Source organism: Robinsoniella sp. KNHs210 (assembly GCF_000686105.1).
In the GTDB taxonomy this organism is placed as follows: domain Bacteria; phylum Bacillota; class Clostridia; order Lachnospirales; family Lachnospiraceae; genus Robinsoniella; species Robinsoniella peoriensis.
The window spans coordinates 3,657,534-3,682,959 of the sequence record NZ_JMLZ01000002.1 but is presented as its reverse complement, the minus strand read 5'-3'; the positions used below and the strand labels follow the sequence as shown (position 1 = coordinate 3,682,959).

The 25,426-nt window shown below is 41.9% G+C and carries 17 protein-coding genes; all 17 read right to left on the bottom strand.

Annotation, left to right across the window (positions count from 1 at the left end):
- Positions 1–62: 62 nt before the first annotated feature.
- Positions 63–6,413 (bottom strand): glycoside hydrolase family 2, encoded by a 6,351-nt coding sequence (locus CD03_RS0122585; protein WP_027295570.1) that lies wholly within the window; start codon positions 6,411–6,413, stop codon positions 63–65.
- Between the two features lie 63 nt (positions 6,414–6,476).
- Entirely contained in the window at positions 6,477–7,550 is a 1,074-nt protein-coding gene (locus CD03_RS0122580; protein ID WP_027295569.1) for a uroporphyrinogen decarboxylase family protein, read from the bottom strand.
- Positions 7,551–7,577: 27 nt separating this feature from the next.
- Positions 7,578–8,705: a substrate-binding domain-containing protein gene (locus tag CD03_RS0122575; protein WP_052377928.1), complete on the bottom strand. Its 1,128-nt coding sequence runs from the start codon at positions 8,703–8,705 to the stop codon at positions 7,578–7,580.
- A 117-nt stretch (positions 8,706–8,822) separates the two neighbouring features.
- Positions 8,823–9,851, bottom strand: a complete 1,029-nt coding sequence (locus CD03_RS0122570) for an ABC transporter permease (protein ID WP_242849139.1) — start codon at positions 9,849–9,851, stop codon at positions 8,823–8,825.
- A complete protein-coding gene (locus CD03_RS0122565) occupies positions 9,848–11,353 on the bottom strand; it encodes a sugar ABC transporter ATP-binding protein (protein WP_027295566.1) in 1,506 nt (501 codons plus the stop codon). The genes CD03_RS0122570 and CD03_RS0122565 overlap by 4 nt, the downstream gene beginning before the upstream one ends.
- Positions 11,354–11,367: 14 nt before the next feature.
- A complete protein-coding gene (locus tag CD03_RS36380) occupies positions 11,368–12,249 on the bottom strand; it encodes an AraC family transcriptional regulator (RefSeq protein ID WP_027295565.1) in 882 nt (293 codons plus the stop codon).
- 13 nt (positions 12,250–12,262) lie between these two features.
- Complete coding sequence (locus tag CD03_RS39015; RefSeq protein ID WP_255348109.1) at positions 12,263–12,397, bottom strand: hypothetical protein; 135 nt, start codon at positions 12,395–12,397, stop codon at positions 12,263–12,265.
- A gap of 219 nt (positions 12,398–12,616) precedes the next feature.
- Positions 12,617–13,459: an SMP-30/gluconolactonase/LRE family protein gene (locus CD03_RS34445; protein ID WP_052377927.1), complete on the bottom strand. Its 843-nt coding sequence runs from the start codon at positions 13,457–13,459 to the stop codon at positions 12,617–12,619.
- 177 nt (positions 13,460–13,636) lie between these two features.
- Positions 13,637–14,326 (bottom strand): RraA family protein, encoded by a 690-nt coding sequence (locus tag CD03_RS0122545; RefSeq protein ID WP_027295564.1) that lies wholly within the window; start codon positions 14,324–14,326, stop codon positions 13,637–13,639.
- A gap of 9 nt (positions 14,327–14,335) precedes the next feature.
- Complete coding sequence (ilvD, locus tag CD03_RS0122540) at positions 14,336–16,006, bottom strand: dihydroxy-acid dehydratase (protein WP_027295563.1); 1,671 nt, start codon at positions 16,004–16,006, stop codon at positions 14,336–14,338.
- A 1-nt stretch (position 16,007) separates the two neighbouring features.
- Positions 16,008–16,775, bottom strand: coding sequence for an SDR family NAD(P)-dependent oxidoreductase (locus CD03_RS0122535; RefSeq protein ID WP_027295562.1), 768 nt, complete (start codon positions 16,773–16,775; stop codon positions 16,008–16,010).
- Between the two features lie 292 nt (positions 16,776–17,067).
- Positions 17,068–18,354 carry an MFS transporter gene (locus CD03_RS0122530; RefSeq protein ID WP_027295561.1) on the bottom strand — a complete coding sequence of 429 codons (1,287 nt, stop codon included), beginning with the start codon at positions 18,352–18,354 and terminating at the stop codon, positions 17,068–17,070.
- A gap of 235 nt (positions 18,355–18,589) precedes the next feature.
- Complete coding sequence (locus tag CD03_RS0122525) at positions 18,590–19,078, bottom strand: MarR family transcriptional regulator (RefSeq protein WP_027295560.1); 489 nt, start codon at positions 19,076–19,078, stop codon at positions 18,590–18,592.
- Between the two features lie 141 nt (positions 19,079–19,219).
- Positions 19,220–20,134: a carbohydrate ABC transporter permease gene (locus tag CD03_RS0122520; RefSeq protein ID WP_027295559.1), complete on the bottom strand. Its 915-nt coding sequence runs from the start codon at positions 20,132–20,134 to the stop codon at positions 19,220–19,222.
- Between the two features lie 30 nt (positions 20,135–20,164).
- Positions 20,165–21,148 (bottom strand): ABC transporter permease, encoded by a 984-nt coding sequence (locus CD03_RS0122515; RefSeq protein ID WP_242849138.1) that lies wholly within the window; start codon positions 21,146–21,148, stop codon positions 20,165–20,167.
- Between the two features lie 95 nt (positions 21,149–21,243).
- A complete protein-coding gene (locus tag CD03_RS0122510; RefSeq protein WP_027295557.1) occupies positions 21,244–22,836 on the bottom strand; it encodes an extracellular solute-binding protein in 1,593 nt (530 codons plus the stop codon).
- A gap of 410 nt (positions 22,837–23,246) precedes the next feature.
- Positions 23,247–24,587, bottom strand: coding sequence for a GH1 family beta-glucosidase (locus CD03_RS0122505; RefSeq protein ID WP_052377926.1), 1,341 nt, complete (start codon positions 24,585–24,587; stop codon positions 23,247–23,249).
- Between the last annotated feature and the right edge of the window lie 839 nt (positions 24,588–25,426).

Genomic DNA, 25,426 nt, shown 5'->3' with positions numbered 1-25,426 from the left:
TCGTCTCCATCACTATTTACTTCCAATGCCTTATTGATACCATTTACCGGCGGATTCTTAATTTACATTGACTTTTTAATTATTTTTACTTTACTGCTGAGTTTTGCTTTTGACAGCATCTTTTTATAGGATAAATATTTTTTCTTCGGAACATAGATCTTTGCTTTTGTTGAAATATTCTTGAACGCATACTTTCCAATACTTGTAATTGATTTAGATTTCAGCGTAACAGATTTCAGTTTCTTACATCCTGCAAAGCTCTCTTTTCCAATTTTCGTCACATTGCTTCCAATTGTAATCTTCGACAGTCTTGTGTTTTTCCGGAATGCATTGTCGTCAATTCTGGTTACCTTGTAGGTATATCCTTTAATTTTTACAGTGGACGGAATCGTTATGGATCTGTATGTTTTCTTCGCAGGTTTTACCAGCATTACTGTCTTTGTTCTGCTCGTAGAAGCCGTTACTTTGTAACGCAGTCCCCTTGTCTGATAGGTGCTTCCTTTTTTCGGAAGTGCAGGAATTTTTGAAAGCCCGCTCTTTGCCTTGTTCAGAGCATTGTACGCCTGGTCTGTCATTTCTTTTGTTGCATTTGGATTATTGATAACAGCTGCTGCATTTTTCATAGCTGCTTCTAATACCGACCAGGTGGATGCCGTGTAATCCGCTTTTTTAAGGGATGCACATGATTGATACAGATTCTTCAATGCCGTCTTGTCAACGGGCACCGGTTTTGCCTGGGCGGGCTTTAATCCTCTTATTGCAGACTCCAGTGCAGATATTGCCTTTGATACATCCGCCTGAACCGCATTGTCATTTGCGTTTACGCCTTTTGCTGCATTTAGCGCCTGGATAAATACTTTCCAGCTCTCCGGCGTATATAATTTTTCATTATACTTGCCATTAACACTATTTATGAGTGCTGACAGCTTTGATTTATCCACAGGTTCTTTCTCAATGCGGGATGCTTTGAAGTCTGATATCGCCTTTGTTAATTTTACAATTGCATTATCTATATCTTCCGATACGGATTTGTCAATTGTCCCGGTCTGGGTCATGACAGAATTTCCATTATCTTGCGAATCTGTTCTATTTACCGTTCCGGTCTGAGTCATAACGGCATTTCCATTTATTCTTATTTCTGCTTTTCTTGCTGTCCCGGTCTGGGTCATAACCGTATTATCTGTTTCTGCCTGTTCTTCACCATTATTGGCTTCTGATTCTGATTCAAGCCCTGACTGCATCTTGGGTTCCTGAACATCCTCAGAGATACTTCCGGTCTGCGGCTGTTCCTCTCCAGGATTCAATACCATAAATGCATCTGCATTATTATAAACTCCGGGGGTACCAGCCGTAATGGTAATGCTGTGGTTTCCAGGCTCCAGTCCTGTCACTCCATATACTTTATACTGGTTAAAGTCCCATCCTCCGCCTTGAGCTGCACGGATTTCCACGGATTCTGCGCTGCCGTCATCTATTTTTACGGCTGCACTGCGCAGTGTCTGATCATAACCGGACAGCCAGACGATGCCGGTACCATTAAACTGAAGTTTCACTTCTCCATCTTTAAAATAAGTAATCGTATTGTTATATGGTTTATTTCCTGCTAAATATGATGCGTCTGCAGTATCTTGAATGCTTCCTTCCGGATACTGTACTGATTCATCCGTATCATCAATCATCAGCGCTTTTGCCAATATGGCATTGGCACTTCTAACCGGTGTACTGGCATCAGCACTCCACACATCACAGCGCAGCAGTTTCCCTGCATCCGTGTCTGACGGCATATAATTCTGACTAACAGCTCCTTCAATTGCTACATAAGTTTCTTTATCGTATCCCTGTGCACTATATGCATCTGCTGCATACCACTGATACTCTAAATCTTCTGGAGCCCCGTTTGTGATGGTACAACCCGCCGTGAGGCTTCCATCTTCATTTTCATTTACTGCCACATCACTGATTCTGACATTTTCACTTACATCATTGATGATAATAAATGCGTCCAGGCTGACATTTGCGCCTAAGGATAACGGATTCTTTCTTCCTGTGCGGTTGATTGTAATCTCGTGTTCTCCCGGTTCATCCCATACCTGCTCAAAAAGCACTTCATTTACCTGATTGCCCGTGCTGGAGTTCGCATCAAACAAGTCAATTTCTACGGGACTTCCTCCGTCTACCGTTACCTCTGCTATACCCTGATTGTTTTCTTTTGCGCCTACCCAGCGGATTCCGCTTCCCGCAAACTTGAAGGAAACACCTGCTTCATTTTTTGTATCCATAAGGTAGGTGACAGATTTACCATAAGCATTTGCAGTCCAGGACTTATCTTTATCAGTCTTATAATCTGTACCTTTGGTTCCTGAAAATACAAATTCATCCGAGTCATCTAATATATCATAGTAGCGATAAGAATCCTGTCCTATTTCAATTCCATTACTCTTTACGGTCTGTCTCTCTTTTCCGTCAATCAACAGCGTAGCCTTACAGTAAACCTTGTTTGCTTCCAGTCCCTTTATGTTCAGTATGTCATTTTCAGCACCTTCAATTACCTGTGCCTTACTGTCCGGATCGCCTGCTGCTACCCGGTACCATTGCAGTTTCACTTCTGTAGCTTCACTTTCATTCTGTACATGATAGGAAACCTTCAATTCTTCTTCATTTACTGCTGATATCTTTAAATTAACCAGTGATGTAATCGTCTCTTCCGTCAGATTATTTTCATTTGTCAGACGGATTGTTCCTGATCCTGTAGAACCATTTGCCAGTTTTCCCTGAATACCGGTGTAGTTGCCCCATCCCAGGTTTGGATAATACCATTGGTTATTAATGATGAGCTGTGCTTTTTCAGTAGCGCTGCTTCCTTCCGGCTTCAAAACTTCGAAAGCATCTACTACGATGCAATTAGCTTTTCCGCCTGCCGTTTCCAGTTTAATGGTATGTTCACCATTCTCCAGTCCCTCTATGCTGTAAATCACCGTCTGCTTCAGATCATTTCCCAGATTACTGTAGGTATCAATTTCTTCTTTGAATTCACCATCTACATACACTTTTACAAGGCCCGTATTCTTTTGCTTCGATCCGATATAGCGTATGCCGGTTCCTGTAAATTTAAATTCGCAGGAATCACCTAATTTTGAACTAAATGTTTCTGTTCCCGCATAATCAGAATTTGAATCATAGGTCGCCCATCCGCCCGTATACTTAATGGCTGCGTCCCTGTCATCCACATAGCCCAGATCAAAGGTAATTGCAACGCGGGCTGCCACGTTGGCATCCGGAGCTTCTACACTGATGCGGGGTGCGTCTGCTTCCAGTCCATAGTTTACATCATAGGACCACACATGCTCACGCATGGTTTTGAAGTCATTGGTTACCAGTCCATTATTGGGGTCATCCGTAGAATATACGAAGTAATTCTTCATATCATCTTTCCAGGACCACTGCGGTTCCACCCCATACTGATCCGGTGTCACATCCGATCCTTCTCTTACCTTGAGAGCCACTCCTTTATTACGTCCGATGTGGTCTTCCGGATAAGCTGTGTATAAACCATCTCTTAACCAGCTTACACTGTCTGTATCTTTGTCGATATCATAACTGATACCCACCTCTTTTAGTCCGCTCGTCACTTTCGGTGCAGTTGTCAGCGTATAGTCTGTGGTTATTATGCCATTTCCTGATATCTTTATATCAAAACGCACACCCTGGCCATTTGCATAAGAACCATTTACGGTTACTACAGCATACTGCTCCTGTGTCTCAGCTGTAATACCATCTATTTCCGCCAGGTTCCACTCTCCAAGGCTCATTCCTGTTACATGAAGGTATGGACCGCCTGTCACAAGAACCTGATCCTGAAACTGACCGCTTAAGATCATACCGCTTTCCTTGCTGAAAGAAACTGAAAAGTCTTTGCCTTTTACAACAATATCCTGTTCATTTTCTTCAATAGCCGGTGCCTGATCCCCAGCCGGTGTGAAGTTGTACTGTTTCGATGAAATCGCAACATTATACTCATCCACCATAATTCCATCCGGTGTATAAAATTTCAGATTTACAGCTTGTGCATCTTGGGATACCCCGTTTATGGTAATCACGCCATCACTGTGAGGTGCAATACTTTCCCCAACCATAATTTCATTCTGCTCACCGTCAACGGTATATTCAAGCTTCAATTCATTTGTATCTGTATGGTCGAACCAGTTCTTCACCGGAATATACATCGTACCGTCAGATATGTAACATGCCTCTTCCTCCACACGTACAGGCGAATAGGCTTTCTTAGTAAGATATGCCTCCGGCTTCTCTCTCAGGTAGGCATCCAATACGCTTCCCCATTCTCCATATCCGGCTGTCTGGCCATCTGAATGTGACTGCCAGCGCTCTGTGGTACCTTCCGGAATGTAGAATACATCATCGATTCCGCCCCATAAAGCTCCGCCAAGGGCTCCGTCACTGGTGAAAATATTTTCCCAACCTTTTTTTACACTTTCGCCCCAGAAATTACGTACATTTACATCCCGCTGAAGTTCATCCAGGTTATAGCAGGAAATATGTGCATATTCATCATGTATAACGGGTTTGTCAGCTCTCCCCATGCCGCCTGTTACATTTGCATAGTGGGCACTGTAGATATCGGCAAAGCCTGCAGGTTCTCCGGTATCCGGGAAGCTGAATACGCATGGACGGGTTGTGTCCACATCTCTTAAGTATTCTCTTTCATCCTGGAATGCATTTCCTCCGGACTGTGACGCTACTTTACTGTAATTTGATTCATTTCCCAGAGACCAGATGAGAATGGACGGCCTGTTGCGGTCACGTTCAATCATCTCCGTAAACTGAGGAAGAAAATCTTCGTACTTACTGCTGACATCTGCCCATGGCCCCTGGAAGCAGACAGCTGTCTCCTGTTCCACATAAATTCCCATTTCATCACAGGCATCCAGCAGATCTTCAGAAGCCGGATAATGTGATGTACGTATATGGTTTATATTTGCATTCTTGTACGCTGCAATCTCGGCGTAACTTTCTTCTCTGGTCATGGAACGTCCCAGATCATCGGATACATCATGTCGGCAGGTACCGCGCAGTTTTACTTCTTTTCCATTCACATAAACTTTATTGGTATCTGTGCCGTCTGCGCCTCCGTAATGTATTTCACGGAATCCTACATTCTCCTCATTTATCTGTACCGCTTCCCCGTTCACCAGTAATGTGGTACGCAGCGTATACAGATTTGGGTGTTCGGCATCCCACTGCTTCGGCTCTGTAACCGGCAGGGTAAGTTTCTTTGCAGCTGAGAGTTCTCCCGTTCCCGCCAGGACTTTTAAAGCATTGTCCCTTTCTTTGCGCATATTTTCAAATGCTGCTTTGGAGTACTGTCCTGTTTTACCGGAATTTCCTTCATAGAGATTCGTTTCATTTTCTTTTAATAAAGTACTTGCTTCCTCAACAAGTTCCGGTAAATTCTTTAAAGCCTCTGTATCCCGATCAAAATCTATTGTACCGGAGGTAACTACTGATTCCCCGTCAAGCAATTCCACAAGCAGTGCGCCTTCGCCTGAAACCATGTTCAGCTGGGCAGTTACTTCCAGATCTGCATTCGTAAATGTCTCATCAAAGTCGGTATTTACATAGGTCCGTGCAATACTGTCATATGGAACTGCAACAAGGCTTACATCCCTGTTAATCCCGCCCATGTTGTGATGGGCATACTCTGTAGCATTTGCCGGATTGTTGACTGATTTTCCTTCCGGGTTCCAGATTCCCTTTGTGGTACTGTATATTTCTGCAACTCCCACTGTCATGGTGACTGTCTCACCCGGTGCTGCAAATTCTGTGATATCACAATCCCAGGTGGTAAATCCACCTACATGAGTGCGGATATATTTTCCATTAATCCACACACGGGAATTGCTGTACACACCGTCAAACCTTACCAATACCCTGTTTCCCGCAAAGTCTTCCGGTACCGTAATCTCACGCTGGTAATAATACTCGTTGTTTGTCAGGATGTCGAAGCCCTGCATAAGCGGCTCTCCAGGCACTTTTATGTTTTTCCAGTCTCTTTCTTCCCATTTACTGAAATCAAAATCCTGGTTCTCTTCATTGGGTGCCGCAATTCCCCCTGCCTGTGTATAATCAGGAATATCAAACAGATATCTCCAAGTTCCGTCTCCCGTCTTCTCATTCAGGCTGACCTCGGTCTGTTCTATCCCTTTTATATACCTGGCTGCATCCGGAATCACCGGTGTATCCCAAACATCACTGCCTATCTCTGTTTCTGCCACTTCCTGCACATCAGCCGTCTGAACGTCTGAAGATGCAGCTTCCGCAAAAACGAGGATTCCATTCATCTGAAATATCATGACCCCCGCCAAAGCCATACTTATCCATCTTTTTCTATTTTTCATTATATAATCTCCCTTCCCCGGAGCGTATTTGAAAGGTTGGAGTTTTTCATCCCCGCCGCCAGCTTAATTCCCGCCTTTTTTTCTATAAGTTCTGCACGCCTCCACATAAGCCAGAATATTTTCCAGTGGAACCTCTGGTTCCAGCATATGGGTCGGTGCCACAAAGAGTCCGCCTTTTTCCCCTGCAATATCCAGATTGTTCCAGACTGCTTCCTTCACTTCCCGAGGGGTGCCGGAAGGCATAACAGTCTGTGTGCCGATTGTACCGTGAAATGAAATCTGCTGACCATACTTTTTATGGATTTCTTCAAAATCCATGCATTCACTCTGAATAGGGTTCAGAACTTCTACCCCTGCTTCTATTAAATGGGGTATCAGGGGCTCGATAAATCCACATGAGTGATAAAAAATTACGATTTCAGGGTTAATTTCTTTTACTGTACGAATCAGTGCCGCCAGTCTTGGCTTAATCCATCTGCAGTAAAGCTCTTCACTCATCATAAGCGTATACTGCATACCGATATCATCACCAATAAACAATACATCCACCCCGGCTTTTGCATAGGCAGCAGCCCTTATTGTGGACTGCTCTGCCGCCTTATCAAATAGAAATTCAGCTATTTCATTTTCCTCCATCATATCACAGAACAGCTCTTCCATACTTCTCATATACCAGGCGCATTCCCATATTGTCATCTGCATGTCACCTATCGCAATGAGATCTCTTGCTTTTATTTTTTCAACCTGCTCCGCCTGGTGGGATCCATCTGCCTTCGCAAAATCCGGATATGGATAATTCTCTATCTCCTCCAGGGTTTCCATGTTTTCCAGTGGATTACGCATATAGGTCATATGCATACTGTTTGGCGATTTCTCATGCCCAACACCCCAGATGTCGATATCCGCACCCTCTGCAAGCGGTGTCTGATAATATACACGATATTTTTCTGTGTCATGGTTGCGCAGGCGCAGATCTTCTACCCTGCGCCATGGAAATTTGAAATATTCCTCATAATCATCTGCACCAAGCTGTTCTTTGCAAACCTGCTGCTGATGCGGAGAAAGTACAAATTCTACCGGAATCCATTCATATCCCTGCCGCCTTATCAGCGACAGGAAGTTCTCTCTGTTTGTCATCTTCTGCCTGCTCCTTCATCTTGCCCTTTATTTGGCTGCTTCGCCCATTACCTCTTCATAAGTATCTGCAGTCACTACTACAGCATCTACTGCTGTTTCCTGCGGAACTTCTTTTCCTTCGATCAATCCCAGGAGAACATCTACGGAACCTGCACCTACAGAATCTGCTGAAAAATATGCGGAAGCAACTACACAGGAACCGCCTTCTTTCTTAAACTCGTCTTTTGCCATATAAGCACCCAGACCTACTGCACAGGCATCCTTGTCCAGTCCTGCACTCTCTAATGCTCTTGCTGCACCGATAACGCCCTCTTCATTTGCTCCTGTTACCAGCCATTTCTTAATTTCAGGATGTGCTGTAATTACCGCTGCTGCCGCTGTATTTCCTTTATCTGTTGTTCCGTCATAATCCGCACGGTAGATCTTAGCTGTATCAAATTCCGGAACCAGTTCTGTAAATTTGTCATATTCACCTTCTGCACGAGGCACACAGCTGGATACGGTATCCATTGTCATCAGCAGCATTCCCACTTCTTCATCTGCCGCAAGGTTATTTTCTTTTACGTAATTAGCCATCCACTCACCATTAGCTTCACCTATAACATATGCGTTGATGCCTACCCATGGTGCCAGCTTTTCGCCGTTTGCATCCTGCAGTGCGTCATCAGCCGCTACAACCGGAATATTTGCTTCTGTACATTTATCAATAACTGCCTGTGACATCGTCTGATCGGGAATACAGGTCACGATACCGTCTGCCTGGTTTGCAATCGCATTATCAATTGCCTTTAAATATTCTTCCGGGTTCATTTTCGCATCAACGTATACAAATTCACCACCGGCAGCCTCAACCGCTTTTTTCGCTGCTTCGCCTTCATCAATAAACCAAGTCTGATCGCCTGCTTTATAGATACCATAAACTAATAAATCTTTATCCTGCCCTTCTCCCGCAGTATTCTCTGCGCTTTTAGTTTCTTCCAGTGACGTTTCCTTTGTTGTCTCCCCCGCTTCTTTTGTTGTTTCTTTTGTCGTTTCTTTTGTTGTCTCTTTCGTTGTTTCTTTTGCTGTCTCCGCTGTTTCACTGCTGCATCCTGTTAATGCTGCTGCCCCCAATACGACTGTCATTAATAATGCTGATAATTTTTTTGCTTTCATGATTATCCTCCTTTTTGATATGAAAAGCTCCCGAACCACTCCATGGAATTAATGCACCCGGTCCTTAAAACTTTTTACATATGTATCCAAAACACACTTTTGTGTGATTTGTTCCCGTTATTCTGCATTTCTCATACTTGCTGCAAGAAGTTCTTTGTTTCTCTTTTCTTTCCTGATATAATCGGATGCAAGTGCAAACAGAAGCAATGATCCGCGGGCAACATACTGCCAGAATGTAGGCACATTGACCATTATAAGACCTGTGTTAAAAGCCTGGATTAAAATAACACCCAGTACGGTACCGCCCATGCTTCCCACTCCGCCGGTGAATGATACCCCGCCTAATACAACTGCGGTAATTGCGTCAAACTCCAGGTTTACATTTGCGGAAGGCTGTCCGGCATTCATTCTTGCCGAGAACAGGATACCTCCCATAGCACAGAGCACGCCCATCATGATAAAGCAGCATGTAACAATTTTTTCAGGATTCAGTCCCGCAAGTCTTGCAGCTTCTTTATTTCCGCCTATTGCATAGATACTTCGTCCAAACTTTGTCTTCTGAAGAATAAAGCCAAATACAATAATACAGATAATCATCACCCAAACTGCCAGCGGGATATCTAAGAAACGAATTTTTCCCAGCTTTAAAAATCCTACATCTGCAATACCTACCGGTTTTCCATTACAGATAATAAATGCAAATCCACGTACAATGGACTGTGTTACTAAAGTAGCGATAAATGCTTCCAGTTTAATTTTATTTACCATCCATGCATTGAACAATCCAACAACTACCGATGCTCCCAGGGTCAGAAGAATTGCAAGTACTATGGGTGTTCCATTTGCCACTAAAAGTGCAACCATAACACCGGAAAATGCTGCCAGGGATCCCGGGGATAAATCGTTTTGTCCCGCAATAATTAAGTAGGTGTGTCCCACAGCTACCATCCCAACCAGTGATGCTGCCACCAAAAGGTTAATCATGTTCTGAATTGAAAGAAAATTTTTATTAATTGAAGTAAACAATGCAAATACCACAATAATTGCTCCAATCAATACCAGCTTGTCGCCTCCTATATATCCTGCTATTGCTTTAACTTTACTGCTGCTATTCTGATTCATTCCCTTATTCTCTGTATTTTTCATTCTGTTTCCTCTCCTATCATACCCAAGCTTAAGAGCCTGTCCTCTGTCGCTTCTTCTCTCATAATCTCACCTGATATATGCAGCCCACGCATTACAATAATGCGGTCTGAAAGTCCGATAACCTCCGGAAGTTCAGATGAAATCAGGATAACTCCCAGCCCCTGCTTTGCAAATTCACAGATCATCTGATAAAATTCTGACTTTGCCCCTACGTCAATTCCTTTTGTAGGCTCGTCCAGAATAAGAACCTTGGGGTTCGTGGTAATCCATCTTGCTACAATACATTTTTGCTGATTTCCGCCGGACAGTTCAACGATCTTTTTGTCTGGGGAAGGTGTTTTAATTTTAAAGGACTCGATACCTTTTTTAGCCTCTGCCTCTTCTTTCCGCTTGTCGATAATTCCAAATTTATTAGAATTTTTATCCATAAGGGATACGTTGATATTACCCGACACGCTCAGATTTGACAGAATTCCCTGCATCTTTCTGTCTTCCGGCACCAGCACAATTCCGTTTTTCATAGCCTCTTTCGGAGACCGGTTCGTAATTTTCTTTCCCTCCAGGATCACTTCTCCACTCTGGAGCTTGTCGGCTCCGATAATGGCACGCATCACCTCAGTCCGCCCGGCTCCTACCAGACCCGAGAATCCCAGCACTTCTCCTTCTCTAAGTACAAAAGATACCGGCTTCACATAATCCGAAGAAACATTCTTCACTTCCAGAAGTACCTTACCAATCTTTTTATTGCGGTCAAGGCTTTCATAAATATTTCCCAAATCCCTGCCTACCATCATCCGTATCATCTCTTTTTCTGATACTTTTCCGGTTACAACCGTATCAACATACCGCCCGTCCTTAAAAATAGCTACTTTGTCGGTAATTTGCTGTATTTCATTCATTCTGTGTGATACATAGATTACTATTTTCTGTTCCTTTTTCAGCTTTTCAATAATACTGAATAAGCTGTCGATTTCTGAATCACTCAAACTGGCAGTTGGTTCATCAAAGCAGATTACTTTTAGATTTTTTCGGCTGTAAGCCTTCATAATCTCAACCATTTGCTGATAAGCAATACTTAAATCCTTCACCTTTTCATTTGCCCTGATCGGAAGCCCGAATTCATTAATGATTTTCTGTGCCATCTCATTTGCCTGCTTCACATTGATAACGCCCAATTTATTTACCGGCATTCTTCCCAGATAGATGTTTTCTGCCACAGAGAGCTCCATTAATATCTGCCGTTCCTGATAGATAACACTGATCCCTTCTTCAATTGCCTCGTGAGGGGATCGAAAGTGCTTTTCCTCTCCATCCAGAAGGTACTTCCCCGCATTCGGCTGGTAATCACCGTTGAGAACCTTCAATAATGTAGATTTACCGGCACCATTTTCTCCCAGGAAGGCCAGCACCTCACCCCCATATGCCCGAAAGCAAATATCATCCAGAGCTTTTACACCCGGAAAATATTTGGATATGTGTGCAAATTCCAATTCACTTCCCATAATTCTTCCTCCTTCTATGCTTCTATAGTGCAAAGCTCTTCCGCTTTACTTCCCTGCCATAAATTCCGGTACTCTAACGGCGACATCTCCATATATTGCTGAAATACCCGGCAAAAATACTGTGCACTGTTAAAACCCGCTTTCAATGCAATCTCTGTCACCGTATTGGATGTAAACCACAAAAGCTCCTTTGCCTTTTCAACCCGCAGAGTATTAATATAGTGCTGACAGCTGATTCCCGTCTCCTCTGCAAAACACTTGCGGATATACCGGGAACTGATTCCAAACTGCTCCGCAAGCTTTTCTTTGTTAATATCCATCTCATAATTTTCATTAATATAACGGATGATATCTGCCATCTTTCCAGCCTTACTATGACTTTCCTGCTGCTGTATTTTCTCTGTAATTTTATCGGATAACTCTATGAACAGCTGAAAAATAGACAACTTCAGCTGAATATTTTTTTGTTCTTCCTCTTTCTTCGCCCGGTAAATCTTACACAAGCTCTCCAGAAGGCAGCATGCCATTTCACAATTGGACAGTTTGTGGTATCTGGGTTCCTGGCATAAAAAGCTCAATATCCCTTCCAAAGTCTTCGGCGCCTGTACACAAAACTCCAATTGAGCAATACTGCACTTTTCCCTAGTATCTACAATAAAGCAATGAGGCACCCCCGGATAAACCACCATGCAGTCACCTTCTTTCAGCGGAAAATACTGTCCCTCCACTCCCATGATGCAATGGCCCGATTTAATACAATTAATTTCAATTTCTTTATGATTATGGTCCTTAAATCGGTACGCCGACGGGAAACGAAAAATTCCTGAATTTCGAATCTGTATCTGACAGGATCCCTTTGCCAAAATCTCCATTATACTTTGTTCCAAATTGTCCATGTTCCCTCTCTTTCTACCATTCATTCCACAATAAGGAACTTTCACCTGTAAGTATGGTTTTTTGTATTTGCAATTCTTCCCATTTTATTTTGTATATAATGTGTTCTTTTATATCGTTTTCGCCTCTTATGAAGTATATTTTAACCATATTTACCTCCTATGTCTTTTACTTATCGGTATGTTGTACATATTTCATTGTACATTTCGGAATTATTATTCTGTTTTTCCTTTTTTTCACAATTACAGGTGTTTAATGTCTGCTTTTTATTTTTTTACAAAATTACCTGATAATATTTTCACACAAAAAAAGGACAAGGAAAAATATCCTGCCTATTCTTCCTTGCCCTTTTCCAATCACATCATAGAACTAATACCACTCTTCCTGCATGTGATCCCCGGTAAACATATACAGCTTTCCTAAATTATTATGTTCATCCTGAGCTGTGGTTACAAATAATAAATTCTTATTCCCACCTCCTATTATGCAGCAGGATACATTTTGATCCGGCACCTGCACTTCTTTGATTTTGGCCCCTGTACCGGGGTCATAACATTGAACCTTTCCTCCGCCCCACATTGCAACCCATAGTTGACCGCGGCCATCCATGCACATTCCATCGGGAGCCCCTTCCTTTTCATCAATGGAAACTGCTGTTTTTTTATTGCTTAAGACACCTTCTTCCACCACATCATATACGTCAATCTTTTGGGTTGGGGTATCGATGTGATAGAATTTATCTCCTGATGGATTCCAGACTAATCCATTAGAAATAGTGAATCCATCGTATTTAGAAATAACCCTGCCTTCCTTTATACAATACAAGGATCCCGCCCCTTGCGCTTTTGGATGGTTCTGATCAATAGCCATAGTCCCGACCCACAGATTTCCATATGGATCCAGTTTTCCATCATTAAAGCGAATATGTGCAGGCAGGCTGATCTGCATAACAGGCTCTTGCATCCCGGTGCTCAGATTCAATCGTATGATTTTGTTCCTAACCGCTGCAATCAAATCGCCTTGATCATTTAACGCAATACAGCCAACATAATCTCCCATATTAAATGCTTCCAGGGTTTTGTCATGCAAGGAATAAGAGTAAATAGTAAACCCTTCGATATCCACAAAATGTACCTTATTTCGTGCCTGATCCCATATACACCCTTCCCCTAATTGGAGACCGGTGGCGATGACATCTCTTCTATGTTTCATTCGCAGTTCCTCCTCTCCACATTTCTCTGTTTTCCGAAGTCATGAATCTGCATATTTTTCATGATTCTCTGCATACGACACCCCATTTACTTCCATTGTGCAATACATCCCAAATGCAGCAGTGCAATGTTCGGTATCATAATATCATATCTGCCCGGGCATGGAAATCCCGGTTATTTACATAATCCCATATTTGTCAAATGATTCTTTCGCTCCCATTCCGCCTTTTATTGCTTCCGCCACCATCTTTTCTCCCATAGCTTTTTCATATGCCCTCCGGATGACTTCCGCTTCTACTGCTTTGGGAATTACCAGAACCCCCTCTAAATCGCCGAAAATAATATCTCCTGGATTAATACGCACTCCCTCGATCTCAACAGGCACTCTAAAGTCAATAACTTTTCCCCTGGGAGCCTGGTCCTGTGCGTATCTGCCATAGGAGAAACAGGGGAATTTTAATTCCTCTATTCCATTTGTATCTCTGTGAAAACCATTGGCCACCGCCCCTGCCGCGCCTAATATCTGCATTCTGGTACACATCAGTTCTCCTACCAGAGCGTAGGAAGGAGAAGCACCGGTACAAATATATACCTCATTCTTTTTCAGATCATCCAAAGCTTCCAGCATCAATCCAAAGGGTTTCTTCATAATCGGGTTCTGCCCATTGGAAAGTTCTTCGAACGCATCTGCCTCTAACACCGTCATTGCACGTCCCGCCACTACCATTTTGGAATTGACCGGCTGTATTTTCTGGGGCAGAAACTGATGAAAATACCCCATTTTATCTAAAATATCACCGATTACGGCTGAATACATTTCACTCCTCATTAATTCAAATAATTCATCATCATTTTTCCATTCAATCATACGATTCTCCTATTCCACCACTGCGCCTTGTGCCGCTGACTGGCTGATTTTTTTGTAAGTATTCAGATATCCGTCTAAAACTTCTTTTTCCGGACGGATCCAATGTTTTTTTCTTTCGTTTAATACGGTATCTTCTATTAATAAGGAAAGCTCTCTTTTATCCACATCAATCCGGATCATATCCCCGTCCTCCACCAGTGCAAGAATTCCTCCTTCGTAGGCTTCCGGTGAAATATGTCCAACAAAACATCCCCGGTTGGATCCGGAAAATCTTCCGTCTGTAATCAATGCACAGCTGTCTGATAAATTCATGCCTTCCAGGCATTTCATAGGACGATACATTTCCGGCATACCGGGCCCGCCTTTGGGTCCTTCATAGCGAAGAATGATAATGGTATTTTCCTCCACCATCCCATTTAATATAGCTTGGCAGGCCTCCTGTTCACTCTGGAATACCTGACTCTTCCCCTCTATTCTCATTAAGTGAGCCGGAATGGCTGCCGGTTTTACAACGGCTCCAAGGGGTGCTAAATTTCCTCTCAGGACTGCTACCCCGCCTGTTAAGTGAAACGGTTCTTTGATGGATTTGATTACCTCCCTGCGTCCGCTAAAGCCAAACTGTTTTAATGACTCCTCCATGGTACTTCCGGAAACATTGAGGCATTCCATATGGAGCAGAGACTCCAGCTCTTTCATGACCGCAGGTACTCCTCCGGCCTCATAAAAATCCACCATATCGTAAGGAGATGCCGGATAGACAGATGCTATTTGAGGTATTTTTCTGCTTAATTCATCAAATAGTGTAAGAGGCAATTCCCCTAATCCGGCTTCTTTGTGTATCGCCTGCAAATGCATAATAGCATTGGTTGATCCGCCGATTCCCATTAAAACGGCCATTGCATTATAAATGGAATCTTTTGTAATGATCTGACGGGCTGTTAATTTTTTTGCAACCAGATCAACAATTACCTCTCCCGTGGAGTATGCAATCTGCATGCGTTTGGAATAAATTGCAGGGACCGTTCCACTCCCCGGTAAACTCATCCCCATCGCTTCCGCCAGACAACCCATAGTATTTGCAGTACCTAACATGGCACAGGAACCAACACAAGGCTCCGCAAGATTTTCGATTTCCCGGAATTCTTCCTGTGAGATTTCTCCCCGCTGTTTCCAGCCGACTGCCTCTGTTACAATATTTCCATCATAATGTTTATTCTTATACATGGCAGGCATCATGGGGCCGCTATTGCAGAAAACGGATGGGATATCCAGCCTTGCAGCCGCCATCAAAAGGCCCGGCACAATTTTGTCGCAGGAACCCAGCAATACCAGTCCATCAAATTTATGAGCCCTGACCATACATTCAACTGAAGAGGTTATCAAATCCCGGGAAGGTAGTATGTACCTCATTCCATCATGCCCTTCCGCTATGCCGTCACATGGTGCAATGCTGCCAAATACCATGGCTGTACCGCCTCTGGATTCGATACCTTTTTTCACCTGCTCACACATTTCATTTATGTTATAATGACCCGGTGTTGCATTGGTATATGTATTGACTATGGCAATCAATGGTTTTTCCAGCGCGGAATCTGTAAATCCCATGGACTTATACAACGCCCTTTTCAGAGCACCTCCATCACCTTTTAAAAGCTGATTATAGTATTGATACTCTTCCATTCTACTTTACCTCCACAAAATCATTGGCGGCTACCACAGGAAGACTTGCGCCTCCTTCTATCAGCAACGAGGTCCCTGTAATATATGCCGCTTTATCCGATGCCAGATAGACAACTGCCTGGGCAATCTCCCTGGTAGTTGCAAATCGTTTGAAAGGAAGCCGTTCTGCCGCCTCCAGCCGGATATCACCAGAATCCCACCCTACATCCGTATAGCCCGGAGCCACGGCAACCATGCGGATTCCCTTTAATGCCAACTCCATAGCCGCATTTTTGGTAAACTTTGTAACCGCCGCTTTAGTCGGTCCATATATAGTTGCTCTTGGCCAGCACCCTTCCACCTGATTAGATGAAATATTAATGATTACTCCGCTCACACCCTTTACCACCATTCTTTTAGCGGCAATCTGGCTGCTGAAGAACAGGCCTTTCCAGTCAATTGCAGTCATATCATCAAACATTTTTTCTGTTGCATCAAGAAAATACACTTCAGGGCTGATACCTGCATTGTTCACAACTATATCTATGACATCAAATTTCTCAAAGGCAATTTGATACATTTTCTCAATATCTCTGACACTTCCCATATCCGCATAGACAGCCAGACTATCTACACCAATCTCTTTTGCTTTTTCACATATCTCACAGGCTGCTTCCTTATCACTGCGGTAATTCACTACAATATTGTATCCTTCTTCAGCTAAATCCAAAGAAATCTGTTTCCCAATCCCTCTTGCTCCACCTGTAATCAGCGCTGTCTTTCGATGCATTCCTAATCCTCCTCTTCATTAATATAAATCTATGGTACTTTTCATAATCAACTGTACTTTGTTCCAAATTGTCCATATTCCCTCTCTTTCTACCATTCATTCCACAATAAGGAACTTTTTTCTGTAATCATAACTTTTTTTATTTTCTATTTTTTTCATTTGCCTTTGTCTATAATGTGCTCTTTTATATTGTTTTTTTCTCTTATAAAGTATATTTTAGCCATATCTATCACCTATGTCTTTTAATTATTGGTATATTGTACACATTTTTTTGTATATTTCGGAATTATAATTATATTTTTCCTTTTTTCACAATCGTATGAGTTTCCATTAGCTGATCAATCCCAAAGAAAATGCGCCGTGTCAGCAAACTAATTACCAGCATAATCAGACCTGCCCCATAAAACGGAACATAGGTGACGCTCCCTATATGTTCAAAAACAATACCATACATAAACTGACCGAGAGGATTTGTGCACATACATATGCACAGCACGCATGACAGTACTTTTCCTGTTAACTCTATGGGTGTTAAAATCTGCAGACAAGTCAGTACCTGGATGGAAAATAAGGTGGTCATTGCTAATAGCAGACTGCAGCCGGTTATCAGGACAATATAGACTGCCATAGATTCTGTGAACAATTGCAGTGCGAACCCTCCCAGAAGAATACACATCGCGCATCCCGCTAAGATAAATGGACTTGACTTTAACTTTAATTTCTTTGAAAATACTCCCGCCAGCAGACTTCCTAATATACTGCCTGCGGCGATGGCTCCCTGGGCGTATCCGTATAGGCGGTTTGCCGTATCCGCTGCAAACCCCAAATGCAGCGTAATAATGACTGGTATTCCCACCATTATTAAAGAAGTTAATAACAAATTAATCGAAGCAAATGCTAAAGATACCTTCCATAACACAGGCTGCTTCTTAAACATAAATCCAAAACTATCTTTCAGATCATGAAATCCCATAGCAATGATATTTCCGGTGGTTTTCTTTTTTTCAAATGGAATATGAATAAACATCTCCATTACAGCCGATGCCAGAAAGCAGCCAAAGCTTACATACAGAATAGGGGTTAAGCCAAAAACAGAAAACAAAATGCCTCCGATTACCGGCCCGGTCATATTTGCCAGGGAACTGATTAAATCTATTACTGAATTTCCCTGCATGATATGTTCCGTATCTACCAGAGAAGGCACACTTGCCTGAACCGCCGGTTGGTAAGCTCCCTGTATGCCATATAAAATCATCATAGTAACAGTCATAAGCGGCACAATGTCCATTTGCCCTGACAGCAGATAAAACAGGAAAATTAAAATAGCTGTACTAAGATCCAGAATGACCATAATATTTCTTTTATTAACCCGGTCCGCCAAAATCCCTCCTATTGGGAAAAGTAAGAGCGTTGGGATAAAAGAACAGGCTAATATTGTCCCGAACAAAGCAGACGAGCCCGTTTGATTTAATAAGTAAAGCGGCAGTGCATACCGTAATATCTGATTTCCAAATAAAGAAATAATCTGACCGGCAGCAACAAGCATAAAATCCTTTTTAAATATAGTTTCATTACGCATCGTAATTGGTTCTCCTTTTTGATCATTGTATATAGTTCCATAGTTTAATTGTGTTTTCCAAAGCGTGACAGCTATAACATAAGCTTCCGGATTGCCCGCTAAAACTGTATCGTTTTTTCTTCCTAGGAAACAATTTTATACTACCATGATATTGTTTCCTTGTCAACAAAACAGAAATTAAAAAAAGCAGCCCGATCCAGTTAGAATGGGACTGCTTCCGTTACCTATTCATTTTTCAAAGTTTATCATAGTCTTCCGACTTCATGTCTACACCCAGTTTCTTTATTTCGGCATCTAAATGCGCACCATACTTTTCTGCAAATCGAAGCATGATATCAAATTCTTCCTCTGTTACCTGCTCAAAGACTGCTCTATCCCGTTCCTGAAACTCTTTGTGTAATTCTTCATGAACCCGGTAAACCGCTTCCCCCTGGGCAGTAAGCTTAAAATAAATTTCCTTCTTGTTATCCGGCTTTTGGTAACTTTCAATAAGGCCTTTTTGTATAAGCTTTTTCGATAATTTACTAATGGCACCGCTGGTCATGTAAAAGGACTCTGCAAGTTTTGTCACGTTGGAATCCGCATTGCTGCCAATATATTCGATACAATGAACCTCCGAAGGTTTATAATCCTTAAGACTGCTTTTCATACGATACTTATCAAGCCACATCATCTTGTTTAATACGTCCCAGAATGCACCTACAACCTGTCCTCCCTTATTCATGACCTGTCCTCCTGTCCAATTTATTCCGGAGCGTGTTTAGAAATACATTCCACCAATTTCCAACCACGCTCTGGAAAACTATATACAATAATTATACTAAATTATTGTTTCTATTTCAACAATAATAAAAAACGTACGCGCTCATCCTTTGACGGAACCAATCATAACACCCTTTACAAAATATTTCTGTATAAAAGGATAGATACATAATACAGGTACCGTAGAAACTATAATCGCACTATACTTTAATGTCTGGGAAAGCTGCATTTTTGCTTCTGCTGCAGCTGCATCCAGACCCTGCAGATTTGTGAGACTCATCTTATTCGTCATTAATAAATCACGCAGGAAGGACTGTAAAGGCATTAGATTTTTATCATTAATGTAGATTAATGCGGAGAAGAAATCATTCCAGTGACCAACCGCATAATACAGTCCAATAACAGCCAGAATAGGCTTGGACAGCGGAAGTACTATTTTTATCAGGAACTGGTATGTATTGGCACCATCCAACTCTGCTGCCTCCTGCAAACTGGATGGTATACTATTTATAAAATAGGTTCTTGTGATAATAACATTATAGATGGAAATTGCACCTGGAATCATCATTGCCCATGGTGTATTGGTCAAATGCAGTTTATTCACAATCAGATAGGTAGGAACCAGACCACCACTAAAATACATAGTCAGCATGAAAAGAAACATAAGTACATTTCTTGGCACAAAATCTTTTCTTGCCAATGGATAAGCCGCACATACGGTCAAAACCAGATTAATCAGAGTGCCCGCCACCGTATAAAAAATAGAATTAACATACCCGGTCCAAATGGCCTTATATTCGATGACTGCTTCATATGCAGCCATTGTAAACCCCTTTGGCAGAAGAACCACATTGCCATTCCATACCTCTGAGGGATTGCTGAAGGACGCTATTACCACAAACCATAGCGGCCATATAAATATTATTAAGAGGACTGCCATAAGTATGATATTTACAATGTCAAATACTTTATCTGCATGAGAATGCTTTATTCTTCCTGTTTTCGCTATTTTGCTCATCTTTCTACCCTACTCCTTTCCAAACACGCTCTAGAACAGACTCTCATCTGCAAACTTTTTACAAATCTGATTAGCCACTACGATTAAAGTCAGATTAATCACGGAATTAAACAGTCCGATTGCCGTAGAATACCCATAGTCACTATTAATCAAACCAACCTCATATACATACGTAGAAATAACAGACGCCGCTCCTTTATTCAAGGTATTCTGCAGCAAAAATACTTTTTCAAAGCCTACGCTCATCAGTGATCCCATCTGAAGAATCAGCAGCATGACAATGGTGGGTTTAATAGATGGCAGATCCACATGGAAAATGCGCTGCAGTTTTGTAGCTCCATCCACAATTGCTGCTTCATGAAGCTGATAATCTACGCCGGATAATGCCGATATATAGATAATAGAGCTCCATCCCAGTCCCTGCCATACCCCGGTCCATACATAAATAGATTTAAACAGTTCCGGTTTTCCCAGGAAATCAATAGATTCCAGTCCGAGCCCCCCTCTGATAGTATTAAAAATACCTGTATCCGGATTTAGAAAAATGACAATCATACCACACATAACTACCGTGGATATAAAATAAGGGGCATAAGATGCCATTTGAATTGTTTTCTTGAGATGTTTGTTTTTTAAATAATTTAACAATAAAGCAAACATAATCGGAATAGGAAATCCCACTAAAATACTGTAAAGACTGATTCCAATCGTGTTCTTTAATAATAATTCAAAATTGTAGCTGCTGAAAAACCTGGTAAAATGCTCAAATCCAACCCAGGGACTTCCCCATATTCCATCTTTGATGATGTAGTCCTTAAACGCTAACTGTATGCCGTAGAGCGGGCCATATGCAAATACAACATAATAGATAACGACCGGCAGGATCATTACATAAAGTATCCAGTTCTTCTTCATGTCCTTTCCTAATCTGCTATGGAGTTTCTCTTTTGTTGTAAATGCCACAGCTGTGTTTTTCTGTATTGATGCATTCCTTTTTGTTAATTTTTTTATCACCGGAAATCCTCCTTTTCCTTTTTTCTATGGTCTAAGAAAGAGAGTACCGCTGTATGCCATACAGCGGCTTCTCTTTTTAAATCATATTCAGCAGCTTATTTAGCCATGGCCTCTGTATATGCTCTCTGATAAATTTCACTCAACTGGGCTCCACCCATATTGTTTATCGTAGTAACATATTCTTCCCAACTGCTTTCCAGATCAAGTTCTCCGGTTGCAACCTGTGCCAAATACTGATCAATATAAGCATCCAGGTCAGCCTTTAAGGTGGATATTTCCTTTGCATCATCGTCGCTGTATCTCATTACCGGAAGGGGTATCGCACCTTTTTCTGTTACCTTGGCACGTTCTTTATTTAAGTAAACCTCATCCGGGTCAACTTCTTCTGACATACCGCTAAACCAATACTCCGGCTGAATAGACGGATGATACGCTGCACCCTGAATCGTACCATTGCTGCGTACCGCTGCAATGTCATCTCCATATCCATTTCCAATGATCCACTCCCAATTGCCTTCAGCATCTTTTTTCCACGTCTCACCTTCTACACCCAGCCATGCCAGTATTCCGCCCTCTTCTGTGTAAAATTGATCTGCCCAGGCTATAATAACTTCCGGATTTTCACAGGTATCTGTTATGGCTAAAGTTCCTGCGGTGATACCGGAAGAAATCGGATAGATTCCATCTTCAAACGGCGTCAGGATAGCATAATCATCATCATTATCACGTCCAACCGTCAGGAATGCACCTGCATCAAAGAAAGAACCAAAAACATCTCCGGACTGTCCAATTGCTCCCTGCTGCTCATGTTTCTGCGTAAATACGTTTTTATCCATCAGCCCTTCCTGATATAGCTTTGTTATATATGCAACAAACTCTTTGTATACATCGGAGGTTGGAATATAGGTTAATTTTCCATCTAAAACAGCAGCCTTTGTTACCGCATCATAAGGAACTCCAAAGTAAGGCAGCAGCAGCTCCGGCTTTACAACATCCGTACCCGTGATTGGAATCTCATCGTTTACGTCCCCATTTCCATTTGCATCTTTTTCCTTGAATTCCTTTAATACTGTATACAACTCATCCAGATTAGCCGGCTCTTTCAGCCCCAGATTCTCCAGCCACCTATGATTCAGCCAATAAGGGGATAATAGCGGCGTTTCTTTATCAATTTCCGGCAGTGAATAGATATGCCCGTCCGAAGCAGTAATATAATCCCATCCGTCAACCTTATCTAAAAGTGCGCATAAATTAGGTGCATACTGCCTGATCATATCCTCTAATGGAATGAGAATCTTTTGTTTTCCATATTTATCTAATTCTGTTGCTGTAAAACTTGCTTTGTAGAAAATATCCGGATACTCGCCGGAAGCTAATACCAGGTTTTTCTTTTCTGACAAATCCGCGCCCATAACAGACTGGTAGTTAAAGGAGATATTTGCATCACTTAAAGCCTTCTGCATTGCAACATTATCCTTTAGATCATATTCCCCATCCAGAATTGCAAATACGCTGTATTCCTTTGTATCTTTCAGCGGAAACGTAATCTCTCCCCCGTCGGCCTCTGCCCCGGTTTCCGTTTTATCCGCAGGTTCCACATTTGCAGTATCTTTGCTGCCACCACATCCCGTTACAGATACCAACATAACTGCTGCACACAACAGCGACATAAATCTTCTAAACTTCATAAATAAATACCTCCTGTTTTTGATATTCGTTCTCTTTGAGGCGCCTCTCTCGATAAACTCTGTATTCATTATAGGTGCTCTCTTTCCAGTGAACAAGAGACAAGATTTTTGATATAACGCTTAATTATTGCATCCACTAATTGGCAGATTACAGAATAATATTCTTTTATTCTAATAAAAAAAGCACAATATTCAACCAATAATGATTGAATATTGTGCCCTGACTGCGTCTGTAGAATGAAGAAACGAACCAAACCAATGTCCTGGTCCGTCCCCTTCTCTTTCCGTACACTACCTTCATCTACAAAGCGTCATTATTCAGCTAAACCCAAATTTAAGATGAAATTGTTCGCTCTAGAGCGTGTTTGACTGTGACGCACAACTGCCAGAAAGCAATTTTAAAAAACGCTCTAGAGTTCTCTTGCAGCAATTACATCTCTATACCAGTGAGCACTATCCTTTAAAATGCGCTTCTGTGTAGCAAAATCAGTATGCACCAAACCAAACCGGTAGGTGTAGCCTGCGCTCCATTCCCAGTTATCCAGCAGACTCCATGCATAATAACCTCTTACATCAGCACCTTCTTCAATTGCTTTATGAATCCACTTCAGGAATCCTTCGATATAGCGGATACGCTGTGTATCATGAATTCTTCCATCCGGCTGTATCTCCTCCCCGCAGTTAAAAGTTCCATTTTCTGTGATATAAATCGGTATTCCTATTTTATAATCATCCTCTAAAATATGTATTGCATCATAGACCGCCTTGGGATAGTACTCACTTCCATTGTCCATATAGTTGCCGCCCTTGTTTTTCTCTTTCCTGTCATCCTGAAGCAATGTGGGATCTGCGCAATCCAGTACCCGGTTATAACAGTTCAGTCCAAAATAATCCAGGGGTTGTTGGATCAGCATCATATCTTCATCCTTCATATTCGGAGTGCTGTTGGTTTCCTTCATATATTGAAGCAGTTCCCTGGTATAGCACCCCCGAAAGATGGGGTTCAAATAGGAACGATATGATTTTTCATTTTCTAATTCCGCGATTTTACAATCCTCAGGATTCTCCCTGCGAAACGGATGATGGTTCCACATATCTATTACAATGCCTATTTTGCTGTCTTTTGCCTGCTCTGAACGGAACCGTTTTACCCCCTCCCCATGTGCCATAAGAACATGATGGTTAGCCTGGCGCCCCAAATCTTCACCCTGATGGCCTGGCGCAAAGCCCCCCAAACCGTATCCCACATAAGTGGCTATCGGCTCATTGATTGTTGCCCACATAGGTATCACATCCCTAAATTCACGAAACAGCAAGGATGCATACTCACCAAACCAGTTTACAATATCCCTGTTTAACCAGCCTCCCTCTTTTTCCAGCTCATAGGGCAAATCCCAATGGTATAGTGTGGCATTGGGCATCAATCCATTTTTGAACATTTCATCTACCATACGTTTGTAAAAATCAAGTCCTTTTTGATTTACGCTTCCCTTCCCCTCCGGGAAAATCCGGGACCAGGAAAAAGAAAACCGGTAAGACTGCATGTTTAGTTCTTTCGCAAGCTTAAGATCTTCTTTGTACGAATTATACATGTTACAAGCTGTCTCAGGACTGGACCCATCCACAATTTTACCGGGGATTCCGGCAAATACATCCCAGATTGACTTCCCCCTTCCATCTTTTAACGCAGCTCCTTCCACCTGTGCCGCACTGGTGGCTGTTCCAAATATAAAGTCTTTTGAAAATTTCATTATAATCTCCTTATTTTCTTTGTAAGTTTCGCTGTGTGAGAACTGTTTGAAGATCTCTTTATCAATCTAAGCTAAACCTCTTGATCAGTGAAAGTTTCAAACATGCTCTGATTTATTATAGATAGCTCTCTTATCAAATAACAAGAAACAAGATTTTTAGCAAACTGCTTAAATATTGTACTTATCAGCGCTGTCTCCATACAAAAGCGCGCCAACCGCCGGAGAGTCACCAATACACCTATTAAGTGCACCCTTTTTTAGTTAAAACATATCAAAATCTTTTTGAAAAATCGCTTGACATATCACCAGAATACTTAAACAGGTATTTGTTTCTATGCTTCATTTATACTTTTTTTTGACTTTAAATACCATACTATTTTCAAACTGGAATCTCTCGAAAACGAACTACTTTTTTATTATCTCCCTGCAGCAGCTTCCTGCATTTTTCCAGGGATTCCCCGCTCAGCAGGAATCATATCCCCCCTGTGCCTGGGATCCAAGGAAGCACTTCCCAAAATCAAAACAAGGGGTTTCTGCGCCCTAAAATAAATAGGTCCCAAAAAAGAGATAACCCTGTAGCGGTTCAAGGCTTTGAAAAAGCCTGAATTCTACAAAGTTATCTCTTTCTTATAAATCAGAGGCTAAAAATTGGTATTAACCGACAGCCCCTTACTTTTGATGGCATGGTGTGTGCATCTGGCAGGAATGAATTTTCAAACACTTTTCGTCTATATATTCCATGTATACGCACTATATATCATGCCGGAAATGACAAAAAAGTAGACTTTTTTTGACAGTCTGTAAACTGGTAATTTCGTGCCTTTTTCCTATATTTTGAT